16 protein-coding genes are annotated in these 17,514 nt (G+C 58.0%); 6 read left to right on the top strand and 10 right to left on the bottom strand.

Annotated features, from left to right (window positions below):
- Entirely contained in the window at nt 1–3,156 is a 3,156-nt protein-coding gene (locus ACOTXD_RS07160) for an efflux RND transporter permease subunit (protein ID WP_421766392.1), read from the top strand.
- On the opposite strand, the gene ACOTXD_RS07155 is transcribed toward ACOTXD_RS07160, so the two are convergent.
- Entirely contained in the window at nt 3,086–4,207 is a 1,122-nt protein-coding gene (locus ACOTXD_RS07155; protein WP_003858868.1) for a YbdK family carboxylate-amine ligase, read from the bottom strand. The genes ACOTXD_RS07160 and ACOTXD_RS07155 overlap by 71 nt on opposite strands.
- 105 nt (nt 4,208–4,312) lie before the next feature.
- On the opposite strand from ACOTXD_RS07155, the gene ACOTXD_RS07150 reads away from it, so the two are divergent.
- Nucleotides 4,313–5,203 carry an oxidoreductase gene (locus ACOTXD_RS07150; RefSeq protein ID WP_061855924.1) on the top strand — a complete coding sequence of 297 codons (891 nt, stop codon included), beginning with the start codon at nt 4,313–4,315 and terminating at the stop codon, nt 5,201–5,203.
- Nucleotides 5,204–5,255: 52 nt separating this feature from the next.
- Here the strand turns inward: ACOTXD_RS07150 and ACOTXD_RS07145 are convergent, their stop codons facing one another.
- The 5 genes from ACOTXD_RS07145 to ACOTXD_RS07125 all read right to left on the bottom strand — a co-directional run bounded on the left by ACOTXD_RS07145 (nt 5,256) and on the right by ACOTXD_RS07125 (nt 10,038).
- Complete coding sequence (locus tag ACOTXD_RS07145) at nt 5,256–5,675, bottom strand: helix-turn-helix domain-containing protein (protein ID WP_022650546.1); 420 nt, start codon at nt 5,673–5,675, stop codon at nt 5,256–5,258.
- Nucleotides 5,672–5,983 (bottom strand): type II toxin-antitoxin system HigB family toxin, encoded by a 312-nt coding sequence (locus ACOTXD_RS07140; protein WP_061855923.1) that lies wholly within the window; start codon nt 5,981–5,983, stop codon nt 5,672–5,674. The genes ACOTXD_RS07145 and ACOTXD_RS07140 overlap by 4 nt, the downstream gene beginning before the upstream one ends.
- Nucleotides 5,984–6,269: 286 nt before the next feature.
- Nucleotides 6,270–7,799 (bottom strand): AIPR family protein, encoded by a 1,530-nt coding sequence (locus ACOTXD_RS07135; RefSeq protein ID WP_241237769.1) that lies wholly within the window; start codon nt 7,797–7,799, stop codon nt 6,270–6,272.
- A 470-nt stretch (nt 7,800–8,269) separates the two neighbouring features.
- Nucleotides 8,270–8,725 carry a hypothetical protein gene (locus tag ACOTXD_RS07130; RefSeq protein ID WP_061855922.1) on the bottom strand — a complete coding sequence of 152 codons (456 nt, stop codon included), beginning with the start codon at nt 8,723–8,725 and terminating at the stop codon, nt 8,270–8,272.
- Nucleotides 8,726–9,156: 431 nt separating this feature from the next.
- On the bottom strand, nt 9,157–10,038 hold the full coding sequence (locus tag ACOTXD_RS07125; RefSeq protein ID WP_022650550.1) for a LysR family transcriptional regulator: 882 nt from the start codon (nt 10,036–10,038) through the stop codon (nt 9,157–9,159).
- 105 nt (nt 10,039–10,143) lie between these two features.
- On the opposite strand from ACOTXD_RS07125, the gene budA reads away from it, so the two are divergent.
- From budA to ACOTXD_RS07105, 4 genes are all read left to right on the top strand, one after another.
- On the top strand, nt 10,144–10,923 hold the full coding sequence (gene budA, locus ACOTXD_RS07120; RefSeq protein ID WP_126501149.1) for an acetolactate decarboxylase: 780 nt from the start codon (nt 10,144–10,146) through the stop codon (nt 10,921–10,923).
- Nucleotides 10,924–10,936: 13 nt separating this feature from the next.
- Nucleotides 10,937–12,616, top strand: a complete 1,680-nt coding sequence (gene alsS, locus ACOTXD_RS07115; protein ID WP_023324279.1) for an acetolactate synthase AlsS — start codon at nt 10,937–10,939, stop codon at nt 12,614–12,616.
- Nucleotides 12,617–12,636: 20 nt separating this feature from the next.
- The gene (locus ACOTXD_RS07110) at nt 12,637–13,407 is read left to right on the top strand and encodes a (S)-acetoin forming diacetyl reductase (protein ID WP_003858846.1); all 771 of its coding nucleotides are present in this window, start codon (nt 12,637–12,639) and stop codon (nt 13,405–13,407) included.
- Nucleotides 13,408–13,544: 137 nt separating this feature from the next.
- Nucleotides 13,545–14,018 carry a cold-shock protein gene (locus tag ACOTXD_RS07105; protein WP_032608799.1) on the top strand — a complete coding sequence of 158 codons (474 nt, stop codon included), beginning with the start codon at nt 13,545–13,547 and terminating at the stop codon, nt 14,016–14,018.
- 69 nt (nt 14,019–14,087) lie between these two features.
- On the opposite strand, the gene ACOTXD_RS07100 is transcribed toward ACOTXD_RS07105, so the two are convergent.
- Genes ACOTXD_RS07100 through ACOTXD_RS07085 form a run of 4 tightly spaced genes read right to left on the bottom strand, consistent with a single transcriptional unit; the run spans nt 14,088 to nt 17,454 of the window.
- Nucleotides 14,088–14,792 (bottom strand): ABC transporter ATP-binding protein, encoded by a 705-nt coding sequence (locus ACOTXD_RS07100; RefSeq protein ID WP_045332421.1) that lies wholly within the window; start codon nt 14,790–14,792, stop codon nt 14,088–14,090.
- Entirely contained in the window at nt 14,779–15,615 is an 837-nt protein-coding gene (locus tag ACOTXD_RS07095; protein ID WP_023315580.1) for an ABC transporter ATP-binding protein, read from the bottom strand. The genes ACOTXD_RS07100 and ACOTXD_RS07095 overlap by 14 nt, the downstream gene beginning before the upstream one ends.
- On the bottom strand, nt 15,608–16,441 hold the full coding sequence (locus tag ACOTXD_RS07090) for an ABC transporter permease (protein WP_023324282.1): 834 nt from the start codon (nt 16,439–16,441) through the stop codon (nt 15,608–15,610). Before ACOTXD_RS07090 ends, ACOTXD_RS07095 begins: the two co-directional genes overlap by 8 nt.
- Nucleotides 16,441–17,454 (bottom strand): ABC transporter permease, encoded by a 1,014-nt coding sequence (locus tag ACOTXD_RS07085; protein WP_061855920.1) that lies wholly within the window; start codon nt 17,452–17,454, stop codon nt 16,441–16,443. The genes ACOTXD_RS07090 and ACOTXD_RS07085 overlap by 1 nt, the downstream gene beginning before the upstream one ends.
- Between the last annotated feature and the right edge of the window lie 60 nt (nt 17,455–17,514).

Below are 17,514 nucleotides of genomic sequence, written 5' to 3'. Positions count from 1 at the left end.
ATGCTGACGTTTTTCATCAAACGCCCGCGCTTTGCGATGGTGATTGCGCTGGTCATCACCCTGCTGGGGGCCATCGCGCTGAGGATTATTCCGGTGGAGCAGTACCCGCAGATCACCCCGCCGGTCGTGAATGTGTCAGCGTCATGGCCGGGCGCCAGCTCGGCTGACGTGGCGGAGGCCATCGCCACGCCGCTGGAAACGCAGCTGAACGGCGTGGATCACATGCTCTATATGGAGTCCACCAGTTCGGATGAGGGCGCTTACAGCCTGAACATCACCTTTGCGGCGGGCACCGATCCGGATCTCGCCGCCATCGACGTGCAGAACCGCGTGGCGCAGGCCATGGCACAGCTGCCGACCGAGGCGCAGCAAAACGGCGTGCAGGTGCGCAAGCGGGCCACCAACCTGATGATGGGGGTAAGCCTTTACTCACCGAACAACACCCACACGCCGCTGTTCGTCAGCAACTACGCCAGCACCCAGGTGCGCGAGGCGCTGTCGCGTCTGCCGGGCGTCGGGCAGGTACAGATGTTTGGCGCACGGGACTACAGCATGCGCATCTGGCTGAGGCCGGACCGTATGAACGCCCTGAACGTGACCAGCGATGACGTGGCGCAGGCGCTGCGCGAGCAGAACGTGCAGGGGGCGGCGGGCCAGGTCGGCACGCCGCCGGTGTTTAACGGCCAGCAGCAGACGCTGACCATTAACGGGCTGGGGCGCTTAAACCAGGCCGACGACTTTGCCAATATCATTATCCGCGCCGGGGAGATGGGGCAGCTGGTGCGCCTGAAGGACGTCGCCACCATCGAGCTTGGCTCGCGCAGCTACAGCTCTGGCGCGCAGCTGAACGGGCATGACTCCGCCTATTTGGGTATCTACCCGACGCCGTCCGCCAACGCCCTGCGCGTGGCCGATGCGGTGCGCGCGGAGCTGGAACGGTTATCCACGCGCTTCCCGGACGATCTGGTCTATGAAGTCAAATTCGACACCACCTCGTTTGTGGCCGCCACCATCAAAGAGATTGGCGTCTCGCTGGCGCTGACGATGCTGGCGGTGGTGGTCGTGGTGTCCCTGTTCCTGCAAAGCTGGCGCGCGACGCTGATTGTCGCCCTTGCCATTCCGGTGTCGCTGGTGGGCACCTTCGCGGTGCTCTATACGCTCGGCTACTCCGCCAATACGCTGAGCCTGTTCGCCATCATTCTGGCGCTGACCATGGTGGTGGATGACGCCATCGTGGTGGTGGAGAGCGTCGAAACCCTGATGGCGGAAGGGCAGAGCCGCACGGCGGCGACCGCGCTGGCGCTGCGCCAGATTGCCGGGCCAGTGATTGCCACCACGCTGGTGCTGCTGGCGGTGTTTGAACCGGTGGCGCTCCTGCCAGGGATCGTGGGCGAGCTATACCGCCAGTTCGCGGTGACGCTCTCGACCGCCGTCACGCTCTCAAGCCTGGTGGCGCTGACCCTGACGCCCGCGCTCTGCGCGCTGCTGCTGCGCCCGCGACCGGCACAGCCCGCCGCCGTTTTCCGTGGGTTCAACCGCGGGCTGGACGCCACGCGCACGCTTTACACCCGGATCGTGAGCGTGTTCAACCTCCGTCCGTGGCTGGCGCTGCTGGCCACCGCAGGCGCGGCGGCGGTGGTGGTATTCAGCTTTATGTCGATGCCAAAGGGCTTCCTGCCCCAGGAGGATCAGGGCTACTTCTTCGCCAGCGTCCAGCTGCCGGAGGCAGCCTCGCTGGAGCGCACCGAAGCGGTGATGACCACCGCGCGCGAGCTGATCGCTAAAAACCCGGCGGTAGAAGACGTGATTCAGGTCTCCGGGTTTAACATCCTCAACGGCACCAGCGCATCGAACGGCGGGTTTATCTCCATCATGCTCAAAGACTGGAGCGAGCGTCCGCCGCTGGATGAGGTGATGGGCACCCTTCAGCGACAGCTGCTGGCCCTGCCGGAAGCCACCATCATGACCTTTGCGCCGCCGACGCTGCCGGGGCTGGGCAACGCCTCCGGCTTCGACCTGCGCATTCAGGCGCAGGCGGGGCAAAGCCCGGCGGAGCTGGAGCGCGTGACGCGTGAGGTGCTGGCGAAAGCCAACCAGCACCCGCAGCTGAGCCGCGTGTTCACCACCTGGAGCAGCAACGTGCCGCAGATGACGCTCACCGTTGACCGCGAGCGCGCGGCCCGCCTCGACGTGCCGGTGTCACGCATCTTCAGCAGCCTGCAAACCGCCTTTGGCGGCACGCGCGCCGGGGATTTCAGCGTCAACAACCGCGTCTACCACGTAGTGATGCAGAACGAGATGCAGTGGCGCGAGCGCGCGGAGCAAATCAGCGAGCTGTTCGTGCGCAGCAACAGCGGCGAGCGGGTGCGTCTGAGCAACCTCGTCACCATCACGCCGACCGTCGGCGCGCCATTTATTCAGCAGTACAACCAGTTCCCGTCGGTATCGGTGAGCGGCTCGGCAGCGGAAGGGGTGAGCAGCAGCACCGCAATGGCGGCGATGGGCGAGATTCTGGCGGAAAACCTGCCAGCCGGGTACGACTACGCCTGGAGCGGCATGTCGTATCAGGAGCAGCAGACCGGCAATCAGGCGATATGGATTGTGCTGGCGGCGGTGGTGATGGCGTGGCTGTTCCTCGTCGCCCAGTATGAGAGCTGGACGCTGCCGGCGAGCGTGATGCTCTCGGTGCTGTTCGCCATCGGCGGGGCGCTGGTCTGGCTGTGGCTGGCGGGCTACGCCAACGACGTGTATGTGCAGATTGGTCTGGTGCTACTGATAGCCCTCGCCGCCAAGAACGCAATTCTTATCGTGGAGTTTGCCCGCGCCCGGCGCATGGACGGAATGGCGATTGTCGATGCCGCACGGGAGGGAGCATCGCGCCGCTTCCGCGCGGTAATGATGACCGCCGTGTCGTTCATTATCGGCGTCCTGCCGATGATGCTGGCGACCGGGGCGGGTGCCCAGAGCCGCCGCATCATCGGCACTACGGTCTTCAGCGGCATGCTGGTGGCGACCGTGGTGGGGATAGTGTTCATCCCGGCGCTGTTCGTGCTGTTCCAGCGCCTGCGCGAGTGGGGCCACGGCCTTACGGACTCGTCGCCCACAGCTCACAGTGCTTCTGCACCAGAGAAATCAGCGAGCCGCCATCGGCGATAAAGTCCCGCATGCGCTGCGCCTCGCTCTTGCCCTGCTTTAACAGCAGGGCAATTTCCTTGATGGCGCTTGTCGCGCCGAGCTTCTCGGCGGACGGCGCAACCTGCTCGAGCAGCCAGGCGATATCTTCCGCCACGGTTTTGTGCTCGCCGGTATGCACGTCTGTCAGAATGCCTTCCAGCCCGTAGCGACAGGCCTGAAAACGGTTAAAGCGATACAGCAGAAAATCCCGTTCCTGATGCTTATACGGCCGCGCGGTCAGCAGCCAGTGCGACGTCGCCTGAATAAGCCCGGCGATGTTAATCGCGTGGCCGAGCGTCAGCGGGGTATCCATCACCCGTACCTCAACGGTGCCAAAATGCGGGCTGGGGCGGATGTCCCAGTGCAGATCCTTAATGCTGTCGATCATGCTGGTGGAGCTCAGGCGGCGGAACAGCCCCTCGAACTCCTGCCAGCTGTTGACCCACGGCATCTGTCCGTTATCCGGGAAGCCCGAGAAGATGTTGAGACGCGATGAGGCGAACTTCGTGTCCGTGCCCTGCATATACGGTGATGCGGCGGCCAGGGCGATAAAGTGCGGCACAAAGCGCGACAGGCCGTGCAGTAGATAAATTGCGTCGTCCCCGGTCCGACAGCCGACGTGTACGTGCTGGCCGAACACCGTCGCCTGCAAAATCAGATAGCCAAAGCGCTCCAGCGTGACGTTATAGCGCTCGTCGTCACACACCTCCTGACGCTGCCACTTCTGGAACGGGTGCGTTCCGCCGCCGCAGATCTGGATGTGATGCTCCGCCGCCGCGCGCAGGATGCTCTGCTGCATCACCGAGAACTGCGCCGCTGCCTGGTCGATGGTCTGGCACACGCCGGTGGCGATTTCGAGCATGCTTTCGGTGATATCGTGTTTGACTTCGCCCCCTTTGATGTCGTCTTTGACGGCGGCGATGAGGGCAGAGGAGTCCTGGCTCAGATCGTAACCCGGCGGGTTAACCACCTGGAGTTCGAGCTCAATGCCGAGGGTATAAGGTTCAGAGGATTTGAAGTCGGGTAAGGGCATGGCGCACTCCGTTGTCTGTTATGAGTTGAGTATAGACAATGGGCGTGGCGCGCTCTTTTCAGGGTGGTATAACTGATAGCAGGCTTAGCAAAAGGGGAGTGACCCATGTCTGACTATCCAACCATTGCGCTGACAGGACCCGGTGCGATTGGGACCACCATCGCCGCGGTGCTGCATGAAGCGGGCCGCACGCCGCTGCTGTGTGGTCGCACCGCGCATCCGGAACTGCGCCTGCGTCATGATGAGGGTGAAACTGTGGTGCCCGGTCCGGTACTCACCGATCCCAGCGTCATTACGCGCCCCGTTGACCTCGTTTTTTTGGCGGTCAAAACGACACAAAATGCCGACAGCGCCGGGTGGCTGCGTGCCCTGTGCGATGAAAACACCGTGGTCTGCGCGCTGCAAAACGGCGTGGAGCAGAAAGCCCAGCTTGCGCCTTTGGTTAATGGCGCAACGGTACTGCCCTCGGTGGTCTGGTTCCCTGCCCAGCGCGAGCCGGATGCCTCCGTCTGGCTGCGCGCCAAACCGCGCCTGACGCTGCCGGACGTGCCGCAGGCGCAGCGGGTGGTCGAAGCGCTTCGTGATACGCGCTGCGCGGTTGAGCTCTCGGAAGATTTCCCCACCGTCGCCTGGCGCAAGCTGCTGCAAAACGCGGTCGCCGGGCTGATGGTGCTGGCCAATCGCCGCGCCGGGATGTTCAGGCGCGAGGATATCAGCGAGCTGGCGCTGGCCTACCTGCGCGAGGGGCTGACCGTCGCCCGCGCCGAAGGGGCGAAGCTGGACGATGCGGTGGCGGAGGAGATTCTGGCGAACTTTCAGCGCGCGCCAGTGGATTTGGGCACGTCGATTCTTGCCGACCGTCAGGCGGATCGTCCGATGGAGTGGGACATCCGCAACGGCGTGATCCAGCGCTATGGCCGCAGGCACGGGATTGCGGTGCCCGTCAGTGATGTGGTGGCGCCGCTGCTGGCGGCGGGGAGCGAGGGGCCGGGGTGAGTGAGATAGTGGTATTAACGTCTGGGGAATTGGTCTGGGTGAAAACCTCGCATCAGTTCCCTACAAACGCACTCACCGGCAAACCAAAACGCTTCGCCAGCGCGCGCATATGATCCAGCGTTAACGTGCGCTGTCCGTTCAGGATCCGACTCACCAGAGACTTCTTACCAATCTCGTTCTCAAAATCACTCTGAGTGAGTTGGTACTGATCCATCAGCGTTCGCAGTAACGCAACGCCTGACGGAATACTGGCAATACGCGCGTTAAATTCTGCAAACTCCGGGGACTCGTTTTCGTACTTATCGATTTTGGCAGTAAGCATCTCTACCAGCGGGTTATCCGGGTCGTGCTCGATAAGATACTCCACCAGCGCCAGCGCATCCTCGTAGTCTTGCCGCGACGGGCTTGAACCCAGGAAAGGGAGTTCGTTTGTCAGAGCGTTTGCCGCTTTGATGGCTGCTGCATAATTCATTCTTTCGTTCTCCGGTAATAGTCCGTGAGCTTGTCATAGTCTGCGTGAGTGCTGATGTGTTTGATGAAGATCTTTCCACGCTCAAAATCAGCAAAAAACATCACTCTTAAATGCCCGCCACCCACATCAATGACCCACCATTTTTCCCGGTATTTCATCCGGTCCAGGCTAGGAAAGCGCTTTCGCAGCTCGTCTGGTGAGGGGTAGTGTTCCTTTTTTAGTACCCGGTAAAGATCGTCCAGGGCGAGTGATTGGTTGGGAAAATGTCTGGTGGCCGCGTCGAAAGGTGCTCTTGGGACTACATGCATCCTTGCCCCCATGTTTTCATGCTGGAAACATTATAAGTGGTAGTTGGTGTGTTGACAATGTGGAAACACGGATGGAGTGCAGTTCTCATATGCTCGCGATGACGGGGATCATTTAATAAGTACGAATACTGTATGAGGTAACTGTAAAAAATGTCCGCTTCGTACCAGAAGCGGACTGAATTTTATGAATTAATGAGTGTGCCTTTTATAGGAAAGCATTGGTTTGGTTTGAAAAATGTTATGGTTGAACCAACATTAATTATAAATAACAATAAGTCTCTATATTTTATTCTGGAACATTGTCAACATTTTTAAGTATAGTAGATGTAAGAGGTTGCGATTTTAATAAATCACGGGAGATATCTGGATCCGCTATGGCTGTTTTTACTAAGTTATCCAATTTATCGAACCATTCGCCATCATTTGTTGAGAATAAATTATGCAGTGCTTCGTTTTTACTTTTACACTTCCATGATTTGTAATGCTTACTGCAATATTTAGAAGCAGCGGTAAGAATATGCCAACGTAACTTTGAATACTTACCATCAAATCTTTTGTTTGAAATAAGTGCTTTCAATCTATAAAGACAAAAACAAGATATATAATAATCATCCTCATTAGCACCGACCGAGAAAACTTCATTAAGTAAATCGCCAGTTAGTCTATTAGGATAGCGACTGGAGAGGTCTGGTCTCATCATTACAATTGCGGCATATCCTCTAGCCACTTCTCTTACATCAAAAATACGCACAGGTGCTATATTTTCAGAGCTATACTGCCCTTTTCGACGTTCAAAATAAATTCTATTTCCTTCTATGGCACCCTTAGCATTAAAATATTGCTCGAGTTCTCTAAGAGTTTGCAAGGTTGAAATAAATTGAGCGTCCTCTACTTTGGATTGCTTATTTGTTGCGCGTACAATGTCATCAAGGATAGTTGGCTCTTCTGTTTCAATTAATTTAATCATTAAACTTACAGAGTCGTCAACTTGAGCATCTTTAGCTATAAGTACGTTAGATGTTTGGCAGCCATTGACTATCTGAAAATCACGTATGAATATTTCCTGCCCAGCAGGTCTAACACTAGAAGCAACTATGGTAATACCATTGTTCATTAAACCAAATCTTGCTTTTTTACCATGATTTTCAAGTGTGTCTGATATTTCAGAGTTAACATCGCCGTCTACACCAAGAAAATCTCTAACATTTTCCTCAAAAAGTTTTTTCCTTGGAGAACCATTTTTATCTTTTAAAATAGAATCGATAAAACTTCTCGCTTTTACAGTGGCAACATATGCGTTATTTATATTTGGTGCCGCAGGGAAAGGTGCATAGCCGATTGTAGGTAGCTTTGCTTCAATCGGGCCATCAGCTGCTAACCACAATTCATGTATGAAATCCCTATGAGCCATAATCAAAGAGGTCTCATGAAAATACCCGAGAGCTTTTAAAGTTCTCTCGCCTGTTCTAAATGCAGCCTTAATTTCTTTTGCTTGTGTATCTGGCGCAGCGCTAAAAAAATAAGAGTATAGATCAGGAAGCCCATTTTTAATTCTTCCAATATTGGCAAAAATTAAGTTGAACATTTCCTTAAAGTCTGCGAGATATTCACTATGTGGTTGCTGAGGTGCTGATGAAAGAAAATCACAGATTGATGACACGTAAGAATCAATTTCTTTTTTATCCCATTTCTCTGATGTCTTAGCTTGAGTGAGAACTATTGAAACATGAAATTCTCGTCGTGAATTCTCAAAAATCTCTTGTAATTCTTGAGTTGAAAATATAGCTCTATCATCTAAAAAAAAGTAATGCTCCATCTATGCCCGGATCGGGACCATCATAGACAAGATCGCTAGCCTCCACTTTATCACCGGAATGTTTAGAAAAAGCACAGTAATTTACAAATGCTTCAAAGTTTTTGGTTTCTTGATACGGTGCAGCAAAGGCCCTGCAAAACGTATCGAAATAAGACCTAGTAACAAGATGCATTAATTCCATCCCCTATTTAAACAACGCATGAAAGTTAGATGTTGCCGTGACTGTTTTAATTTATATTATTTAATCACATTTGTCTTGATTCGACAATTAATCCTTTTAAATAATAAGATTATTAAAAGGTATATCACATTTTTCTTAGGCTCTGAGTGTTAGTCAAAAATCAAGCGTTAGGTATCAATGAATGCCCGCTACTCGCTCTTAACAGACATTCAAAAACCACATTATTTTTTTGCGAAAGGCCGAAATCCTGCTTCTTACCCCGCAGAACCCCGGCCTCCCATCACCCGCCTCAGTGCGCCTGGATATAAGGCTCTTTCACAAACTCCGCCAACAGCCACACCATATCATGCAACAGCCCGGTGAGTTCTTTCGCCACGCTCGCAGGCAACGTCCCGCCCATCACCGCCAGCGTTAACGCCACGGCGTAATCCACCTGTAGCGCCGTTTCTTGCCAGCATTCCGGCACGCAGGAGGCGATCTTTTCCCCCGCAATGAGCCGTTCAACCAAATACGGCGGAAGTTCTGAGTCACAGCACTCGCGCAGCCGCTTCAGCGCAGCCAGCAGTCGCTCGCAAAGCGTGGCGAATGTCACTGTGTCGTCCGTTTCAACCAGCACGCTCACATACGCAGTGCAGGCGTCAGCCAGTTCAAAGAGATCCGCAGACTCAGGCAGTTGCAGGAGGAGAAGATGATGAACAGCACTTTCCTCAGAAAGCGCGTAAGACAGGGAAGGGATAGTTGTCATGTGATTTTCCTTTTTAAACATACTCCAGACCACCACATAAGTTCCTACGCTCATGGGTGGTAGCGCTGACGGAGGTAGGAATACCGCACATGACAAAGCGGCCAACCTTTCGGTTGCTCCGCCAGCGCGACCGTATTTTAACGGGATGAGCGCTGTCGCGACAAAAATAATTGCCGTGTCATGTTTAACGGGTTCCTACGCCCGGTTACGGATGTGCCGCAACGCAGGCACTTTACGGCGGCGAAAAAAGGAAGGAAAGGGGATACCCCTGAATTACATAAGGTTGCTTGCAGGTTTGCGAGGCGGCTTCCAGAACGGCATTGCCGGTTGGCGGCTACGCCTGACCAGGCCTACAAAATCCAAAGCCCCAACAGCGACACGAACCGTAGGCCCGCGCAAGCGCAGCGCCGCCGGGCACAGCCACACCGTAGCTACCCCTCGCTCATCATCGCCAGAAACCGCTTCACCGTCCGCGAACGCTCAAATCGCCGCCAGCAGAGTGCGATATCGGTATAAAGCTCTGGCGAGCGCAGCGCATGGTAGGTGACATTCGGCGGCGAAATAGCGGCCATGGATTTCGGCACCAGCGCGAACCCGCCGCCCGCGGAGACCATGCTCAGGGAAGAGGAAAGTTGTGAAGATTGCAGCGTGTGTTGCATATCGATCCCGGCCCGCTCGCAGCTGCCGTAAACGCGGTCATACAGCCCCGGCGCGACCTCCTGGGGAAACAGCACCACCGGCGTATCCCGCAGCTCCTCCAGCGCCAGATCGCCACACGCTGCCAGGGGATGATCGCGATGCAGCGCCACCACCATCGGCTCCCGGTCGAGGATTTTTAGCTCGAACACCTTACTGCTCTCGCACGGCAGGCGCACAAAGGCGATATCCAGCTCACCCTCCGCCAGCATCGTCGTCAGCGACGACATATTGGCTTCCACCTGGTGAACCTGCACCGCCATGTTCTGCACCTGAAACTGGCGAATCAGGGCGAAGATTTTGGGATGAAAAGCATCTGAACTGGTGATGCCAATCGACAGGCTGCCGTTCAGCCCGCGCGCGATGCCCCGGGCTTTCTCCAGCGCGGCGTCGCTCAGCGCCAGGATCTTACAGGCGTCCTCATAGAAGGCTTCTCCCGCCTCGGTCAGCTCCACGCCCCGCGTCAGGCGCCTGAACAGCGGCGTGCCCACTTCCTCTTCGAGCCGTTTGATCTGCTGACTCAGAGGAGGCTGTGAAATACCCAGCGCTTTGGCCGCCCTGGTGAAGTGTCGCTCGCGTGCTACCGCGACAAAATAGCGCAGATAACGAAGTTCCATATCAAAAACGTCTCAAACCAGCATGGATTCTATATTGGAACTCTCTGCTGAATCGGGTCAACATTTATTTAACCTTTATAAATAAAGTTGAAGAGGACGGGCATGATGATGCATTCATCTGCATGCGACTGTGAGGCGAGCTTATGCGAGACCCTGCGCGGGTTCTCGGCTCAGCATCCTGACAGCGTGATCTATCAGACATCGCTAATGAGCGCCCTGCTAAGCGGCGTCTACGAAGGGGAGACCACCATCGCCGACCTGCTGGCGCACGGCGATTTTGGTCTCGGTACCTTTAACGAGCTGGACGGTGAAATGATTGCCTTCAGCAGCCAGGTGTACCAGCTGCGCGCCGACGGCAGCGCCCGCGCCGCGAAGCCGGAGCAAAAAACGCCGTTCGCGGTGATGACCTGGTTCCAGCCGCAGTACCGCAAAACCTTCGACGGGCCGGTCAGCCGTCAGCAGATCCACGACGTGATCGACCAGCAAATCCCCTCCGATAACCTGTTCTGCGCGCTGCGCATCGACGGCAATTTCCGCCACGCGCACACCCGCACCGTACCGCGCCAGACGCCGCCGTACCGGGCGATGACCAACGTGCTGGATGACCAGCCGGTGTTCCGCTTTAACCAGCGCGAGGGCGTGCTGGTCGGGTTCCGTACCCCGCAGCATATGCAGGGGATAAACGTGGCGGGCTATCACGAACACTTCATCACCGACGACCGACAGGGCGGCGGCCATCTGCTCGACTATCAGCTGGAGAACGGCGTGCTCACCTTCGGCGAAATCCACAAGCTGATGATTGACCTGCCCGCCGACAGCGCGTTTTTACAGGCCAACCTGCACCCCAGCAACCTTGATGCGGCTATCCGCGCCGTCGAAAACTAACAGGAGAACTACCGTGAACAGTGAAAAACAGTCACGTCAGTGGGCGCACGGCGCCGATATGGTTGTCGGCCAGCTGGAAGCGCAGGGTGTGAAGCAGGTGTTCGGCATACCGGGCGCAAAAATCGACAAGGTCTTTGACTCCCTGCTGGACTCCTCCATCGAGATTATCCCGGTGCGTCACGAGGCGAACGCGGCGTTTATGGCGGCAGCGGTAGGGCGGCTAACCGGCAAGGCCGGAGTCGCGCTGGTCACCTCCGGGCCGGGCTGCTCCAACCTGATAACCGGCATCGCCACCGCCAACAGCGAAGGTGACCCGGTGGTCGCGCTGGGTGGGGCGGTGAAGCGGGCAGATAAAGCGAAGCTGGTGCACCAGAGCATGGATACCGTCGCCATGTTCAGCCCGGTGACCAAATACGCCGTGGAGGTCAATTCGCCTGACGCGATTGCCGAGGTGGTGTCGAACGCGTTTCGCGCTGCCGAGCAGGGCAGGCCGGGCGGGGCGTTTGTCAGCCTGCCGCAGGATATTGTCGACCAGCCCACCACGGGGGCGATTTTGCCCGCCAGCGGTCCCGCGCTGATGGGGCCAGCACCGGAATCCGCCATTAACGACGTGGCGAAGCTTATTGAAAAGGCCAAAAACCCGGTCATCTTACTCGGCCTGATGGCCAGCCAGCCCGCCAACAGCGCCGCGCTGCGCAAGCTGCTGGAGAAAAGCCGTATTCCGGTCACCAGCACCTACCAGGCCGCCGGGGCGGTGAATCAGGAACACTTCACCCGCTTCGCCGGACGCGTCGGTCTGTTTAACAACCAGGCGGGCGATCGGCTCCTGCATCTGGCGGATCTGATCATCTGTATCGGTTACAGCCCGGTGGAATACGAGCCGTCCATGTGGAACAGCGGTGACGCCACCCTGGTGCACATTGACGTGCTGCCCGCCTATGAGGAGCGCAAGTATGTTCCCGATCTGGAACTGGTTGGGGATATTGCCGCCACGCTGAATCTGCTTGCCAGCCGAATCGAGCACAAGCTTGAACTCAGCCAGCGCGCCTCGGAAATTCTTGTCGATCGCCAGCATCAGCGGGACCTCCTCGACCGTCGCGGCGCATCGCTTAACCAGTTTGCCCTGCATCCGCTGCGCATCGTGCGCGCCATGCAGGACATCGTGAACAACGACGTGACGCTCACCGTCGACATGGGCAGCTTCCACATCTGGATCGCCCGCTACCTCTACAGCTTCCGCGCGCGTCAGGTGATGATCTCCAACGGTCAGCAGACCATGGGCGTGGCGCTGCCGTGGGCGATTGGCGCGTGGCTGGTCAACCCGGGGCGCAAGGTGGTGTCGGTCTCCGGGGACGGCGGCTTTTTGCAGTCGAGCATGGAGCTGGAAACCGCCGTACGCCTCAACGCCAATATTCTGCACATCATCTGGGTGGATAACGCCTACAACATGGTGGCCATCCAGGAGGAGAAAAAATATCAGCGTCTCTCCGGCGTGGAGTTCGGCCCGGTCGATTTCAAAGCCTATGCCGACGCGTTCGGTGCGAAAGGCTTTGCCGTCGAGAGCGCCGATGCGCTCGAACCGACGCTGCGTGCGGCAATGGATGTCGATGGCCCGGCCGTGGTGGCCATTCCCGTCGACTACAGCGATAACCCGCTGCTGATGGGCCAGCTCCATCTCAGCCAGATTTTGTGAATCAATATAAGGACAGAGAAATGCAAAAAGTGGCTCTCGTAACCGGCTCCGGCCAGGGGATTGGCAAAGCGATCGCGCTTCGCCTGGTGAAGGATGGTTTTGCCGTTGCTATTGCGGATTATAACGAAGAGACGGCGAAAGCGGTCGCGGATGAGATCACCCGCAACGGCGGGAAGGCCGTCGCCGTGAAGGTGGACGTCTCTGACCGCGAGCAGGTGTTCGCGGCGGTGGAAAAAGCCCGCACTGCGCTGGGCGGTTTTAACGTCATCGTCAATAACGCCGGGGTGGCGCCGTCCACGCCGATCGAATCCATCACGCCGGAGATTGTCGACAAGGTCTACAACATCAACGTGAAAGGGGTGATCTGGGGCATTCAGGCCGCAATTGACGCCTTCCGCAAAGAGGGGCACGGCGGCAAAATCATCAACGCCTGCTCCCAGGCGGGCCATACCGGCAACCCGGAACTGGCGGTCTATAGCTCCAGCAAGTTCGCGGTGCGTGGCTTAACCCAGACCGCCGCGCGGGATCTCGCGCCGCTGGGGATCACCGTTAACGCCTATTGCCCGGGCATCGTCAAAACGCCGATGTGGGCGGAAATCGACCGTCAGGTCTCCGAGGCGGCGGGTAAACCGCTTGGCTACGGGACGGAAACCTTTGCCAAACGCATCACGCTTGGCCGTTTGTCCGAGCCGGAAGACGTGGCCGCCTGCGTCTCTTACCTCGCCGGGCCGGATTCCGACTACATGACCGGTCAGTCGCTGCTGATTGATGGTGGGATGGTGTTCAACTAAATACACAATACTAAAAAGCTCTGACATGAACTTTCCCCTGCTCCCGTGCAGGGGCTTTTTTTTGTCTCGTCAGCCATTGTGCATTACACTGCGCGCTGCAAAACTTTAGTCTTGAGATCTGACAGGCGGTAACAGCGATGAACGGTACAATCACAACGTGGTTTAAAGATAAAGGCTTTGGATTTATCAAAGATGAAAACGGCGACAACCGCTACTTTCATGTGATTAAGGTCGCCAACCCTGATCTGATTAAGAAAGATGCGGCGGTGACCTTCGAGCCAACCACCAACAGCAAAGGCCTTTCCGCGTATGCGGTGAAGGTGATCCCCGAAAGTAAGCACCTCTATATTGCAGGCGAGCGCGTGAAGCTTACCTCAATTAAATCCTTCGTGGTGTTCAGCGAAGAAGAGCCCGTTGATACTAAAATCGACAAAGAGAACGCGGTGCTGTCGGTGGGGCTGCTGATGAACAGCATCAAACCAAAAACCGAGAAAAAGCCGGGCGAAATGCGCACGGTGAAGAAGCTGGCGATCACTACCTTCCAGAACACGACGCTGATCTTCACTGAAGATGAGATCGACATCGATGCCACGGTGAAGCTGCTGAAGTAACGTTTTGCCGGGTGGCGGTTACGCCTTACCCGGCCTACAAAATGCGTGCGGCACTCGCCGCCGCACGGTTTACCCCATCCTGTGCTCGCCCCGCAACATTGCTTCACGGTCAAATACCCGCTGGATCTCCCCGTGCGCCATAAATGCCGCCCGGTCGGACATATGCGCAATCACGTCCGCATCGTGGCTCACCAGCAGGTAGGTCATGCCGTGCTGCGCCTTCAGGCGGTTGAGCAGGTTCAGAATCTCCGCCTGTACCGACATATCCAGCGCCGAGGTCGGTTCATCCAGCAGCAGAAGCTGCGGGCGCAGCAGCAGCGCGCGGGCAATGGCCACGCGCTGACGCTGTCCGCCGGAAAGCTGATGCGGGTAACGCCTGCCCGCGTCGGCAGCCAGCCCCACCTGTTGCAGCGCATCCGCCACTTTTTCGGCAACCTGGCTTTCGCCGTGGATGTTTAACGGCTCCGACAGGGTGCGGGCAATGGTGTGGTTCGGGTGCAAAGACGCCCACGGATCCTGGAACACCATCTGCACGTTGCGGCGAAGCGCGCCTTCAAAACGTCGTCCTGGCCGTAAATTTTCCCCGAGGACGGAAATGTGGCCATTCCACTCGGGCAGCAGCCCCGCCAGCACGCGCAGAAGAGTCGATTTGCCGCAGCCGGATTCACCGATCAGGCTGAAGGTTTCACCTTTTTCGATGGCAAAACTGGCGGCGGAAACCGCCGTTTTTTCACCAAAACTCACCCGGAGCTGGTTAACCTCAACGAGTGCCATTGTCGTCCTCCTTCCACGGTTGCGAACGGTCGAGCGTCGGCAGCATCTTGCCAAACGTCCCGGCGTTCGGGCGGCAGGTCCAGAGCGTGCGCGTGTAGGGATGGGTTGCCTGCGGCAACTGGCTCGCCGCCATTTCATCAACGTTCTCACCCTGATACATCACCAGCACGCGGTCGCAGTGTTCCGCGACGAGCGGCAAGTCGTGGCTGATTAACAGCATCGCCATCTGCCGCGCCTCGCACTGCTGTACCAGCAGCTCCAGGATCTGGTTGCGCAGGCGTGCGTCCAGCGCGGAAGTCGGTTCGTCGGCGATCAGCACCTGCGGGTTGTTGACGAGCGCAATGGCGATCATCACGCGCTGGCCCATGCCGCCGGAAAGTTCGCCGGGATAGCGCTGGAGCACGTGCTCGTTCAGCCCCACGGCGCGGATGATATCGTGAATGCGCGCCAGTCGTTCGGCGCGGGGCAGGCGCTGATGGAGGGTCAGCGCCTCATCAAGCTGGGCGGAGACGGTTTTCACCGGGTTTAGCGCGTAGCGCGGGTCCTGTAGAACCATCGCTATGCCGTTGCCGCGCAGCGCCTGCCAGCGGCGGCTGTTCAGGGTCAGCAGGTCGTTGCCAAGCACGTTAAGCCGCTTAGCGCTCACGATGCCGGGCTTGCGCACCAGCCCCATCAGGGCGCGGGCAGACATGGACTTGCCGGAGCCGGATTCTCCTACCAGCGCCAGCCGCTCTTTGCCCAACGTAAAGCTCAGGTTGTTGACCACGCGCGCGGCGGGGTAGTCGATATTCAGCGCATCGACGATGACGCGGTGTTCAGTCATGCTGTGGCTCCAGTACGTCGCGCAGGCCATCGCCCAGCAGGTTAAAGGCCAGGCTGGCAAACAGAATCGCCCCGCCTGGAATGGCGGCAATCCACCACTGGTCAAAAATGACCTGCATGCCGTCGGCAATCATCGCGCCCCATTCCGCCATCGGTGGACGCGCGCCCAGACCAAGGAAGCCCAGCCCGGCAGCGGCCAGAATAATCCCGGCCAGATCCAGCGCCAGTCGCACAATCGCGGAGGGCAGGCACAGGGGCAGAATATGGCCGACCAGCAGGCGCGGGCCGCGAATGCCCATCATCTCCGCGGCGGCCAGATAATCGCTGTGGCGCAGACGCTGGATTTCACTGCGCGCCTGGCGCGCATAGGCAGGCCAGGTCGTTAAGGCCAGCGCCAGCGCGCCGTTGACCAGCCCCGGGCCGAGCATCGCCACAAACGCGAAGGCGAGGATCAGGCGCGGCATCGACATCACCACGTCGGAAAAGCGCATCAGGATGCGCTCCATCCAGCCGCCGTAGTAGCCTGACAAAATCCCCACCAGCAGACCGGCTGGGAGGGTAATAACGGTGACTAAGGCCACCAGCCCCAGTGCCGGACGGGTGCCGTAGATTAATCGGGAGAGCAGATCCCGCCCATAGCTGTCAGTACCCAGCCAGTGCTGCGCGTTGGGCGGTTGCAGACGCGCGGCGGCGTCCTGCCAGTTGGGATCCTGCGGCGCAAGCCACGGCGCGAACAGAGCAATAAGCACCAGCAGCGCGATGGCGATCAGCCCGCAAAACGCGGCAGGGGAGCGGCGCAGGCGGCGTAAGAAGAGATAAAACGGCATTAGCGCACCCTGGGATCGATCGCCCGCACAAGCAGGTCGGTAAGGTTATTGATCAGAACAAAGCAGACGCCAATCAGCAGCGTGCCGCCCATCACGGCGGTGGTGTCACCGGCGAACAGGGCCGTGGTGAGGTAGCGCCCGATGCCCGGCCACGAGAAGACGGTTTCGGTTAATACCGCGCCCTCCAGCATGCTGGTGTAGGCCAGCGCAATCACCGTCAGCAGCGTGCTGCGAATGTTCGGCAGCACGTGACGCAGCAGGATGGTCATCTCTCCGGCGCCCTTGGCGCGGGCGAGCAATATGTACTCTTTGTTCATCTCGCTCAGACAGGCGGAGCGCGTCAGGCGGGTGATACTTGCCAGCGAGTAGTAGGCCAGCAGCAGCACCGGCAGCACCAGGTGGCTGATGGCGTTGCGGAACGCCTCGCGGTCGCCGGAAAGCCAGGTATCTACCAGCGCAAATCCGGTTCGTGGCTCGACGGTGAATTGCCAGATGTCGTCCAGCCTGCCGGGGCCAGCGCTCCACTGTAGTTTCGCGTAGAACAGAGCCAGCATCAGCAGGCCGAGCCAGAATATCGGCACCGAATTGCCGAGCAGGGTGAGCGTTCTGATCGCTAAGTCCAGTGGCGAACCGGCGTAGCGGGCGCACAGCACACCCGCAATTACGCCGAGTACTGTGCCGATAATTAGCGCCAGCGTTGCCAGTTCCAGCGTGGCGGGAAAGGCGTGCAGCAGGTCCTGCAATACCGGCTGACCGGTAGCGCTGGCGGTGCCTAAATCCCCGTGAGCGAGGTTTTGCAGGTAGTGCCAGAACTGCACCGGCAGGGGCCGATCCAGCCCAAGCTGCTGGCGAACCTGATCGTAAGTGGACTGGCTGGCGTGATCGCCGACGATCTGCAATACGCGATCGACCGGGGAAAAGGCAGAGAGCGCAAACGTGACCAGCAGTAGCCCGAACAGCGTGAGCAGGAGAGTCAGCAGACCCTGAAGCACGCGGGTGGAAAGATGTGGCATGGGAAAATCGTTATCCTGAAAATATGCACGAACGACCCCCTCTCCCACGGGAGAGGGAGA

This window comes from Enterobacter cloacae complex sp. CDL013 (assembly GCF_049238805.1).
GTDB lineage: Bacteria > Pseudomonadota > Gammaproteobacteria > Enterobacterales > Enterobacteriaceae > Enterobacter > Enterobacter hormaechei_C.
Note: the sequence above shows the minus strand (reverse complement) of the source record. Positions and strands in the feature narration are given on the sequence as shown.

Bases quoted from the DNA above. Each gene is read 5' to 3' on its own strand.
- ACOTXD_RS07155 (WP_003858868.1), bottom strand. From the start codon at position 4,207: ATGCCCTTACCCGACTTCAAATCCTCTGAACCTTATACCCTCGGCATT.
- ACOTXD_RS07090 (WP_023324282.1), bottom strand. From the start codon at position 16,441: ATGCCGTTTTATCTCTTCTTACGCCGCCTGCGCCGCTCCCCTGCCGCG.
- ACOTXD_RS07095 (WP_023315580.1), bottom strand. From the start codon at position 15,615: ATGACTGAACACCGCGTCATCGTCGATGCGCTGAATATCGACTACCCC.
- ACOTXD_RS07125 (WP_022650550.1), bottom strand. From the start codon at position 10,038: ATGGAACTTCGTTATCTGCGCTATTTTGTCGCGGTAGCACGCGAGCGA.
- ACOTXD_RS07160 (WP_421766392.1), top strand. From the start codon at position 1: ATGCTGACGTTTTTCATCAAACGCCCGCGCTTTGCGATGGTGATTGCG.
- ACOTXD_RS07110 (WP_003858846.1), top strand. From the start codon at position 12,637: ATGCAAAAAGTGGCTCTCGTAACCGGCTCCGGCCAGGGGATTGGCAAA.
- ACOTXD_RS07150 (WP_061855924.1), top strand. From the start codon at position 4,313: ATGTCTGACTATCCAACCATTGCGCTGACAGGACCCGGTGCGATTGGG.
- ACOTXD_RS07130 (WP_061855922.1), bottom strand. From the start codon at position 8,725: ATGACAACTATCCCTTCCCTGTCTTACGCGCTTTCTGAGGAAAGTGCT.
- ACOTXD_RS07145 (WP_022650546.1), bottom strand. From the start codon at position 5,675: ATGAATTATGCAGCAGCCATCAAAGCGGCAAACGCTCTGACAAACGAA.
- ACOTXD_RS07100 (WP_045332421.1), bottom strand. From the start codon at position 14,792: ATGGCACTCGTTGAGGTTAACCAGCTCCGGGTGAGTTTTGGTGAAAAA.
- ACOTXD_RS07140 (WP_061855923.1), bottom strand. From the start codon at position 5,983: ATGCATGTAGTCCCAAGAGCACCTTTCGACGCGGCCACCAGACATTTT.
- ACOTXD_RS07135 (WP_241237769.1), bottom strand. From the start codon at position 7,799: ATGGAGCATTACTTTTTTTTAGATGATAGAGCTATATTTTCAACTCAA.
- budA (WP_126501149.1), top strand. From the start codon at position 10,144: ATGATGCATTCATCTGCATGCGACTGTGAGGCGAGCTTATGCGAGACC.
- ACOTXD_RS07085 (WP_061855920.1), bottom strand. From the start codon at position 17,454: ATGCCACATCTTTCCACCCGCGTGCTTCAGGGTCTGCTGACTCTCCTG.
- ACOTXD_RS07105 (WP_032608799.1), top strand. From the start codon at position 13,545: ATGAACGGTACAATCACAACGTGGTTTAAAGATAAAGGCTTTGGATTT.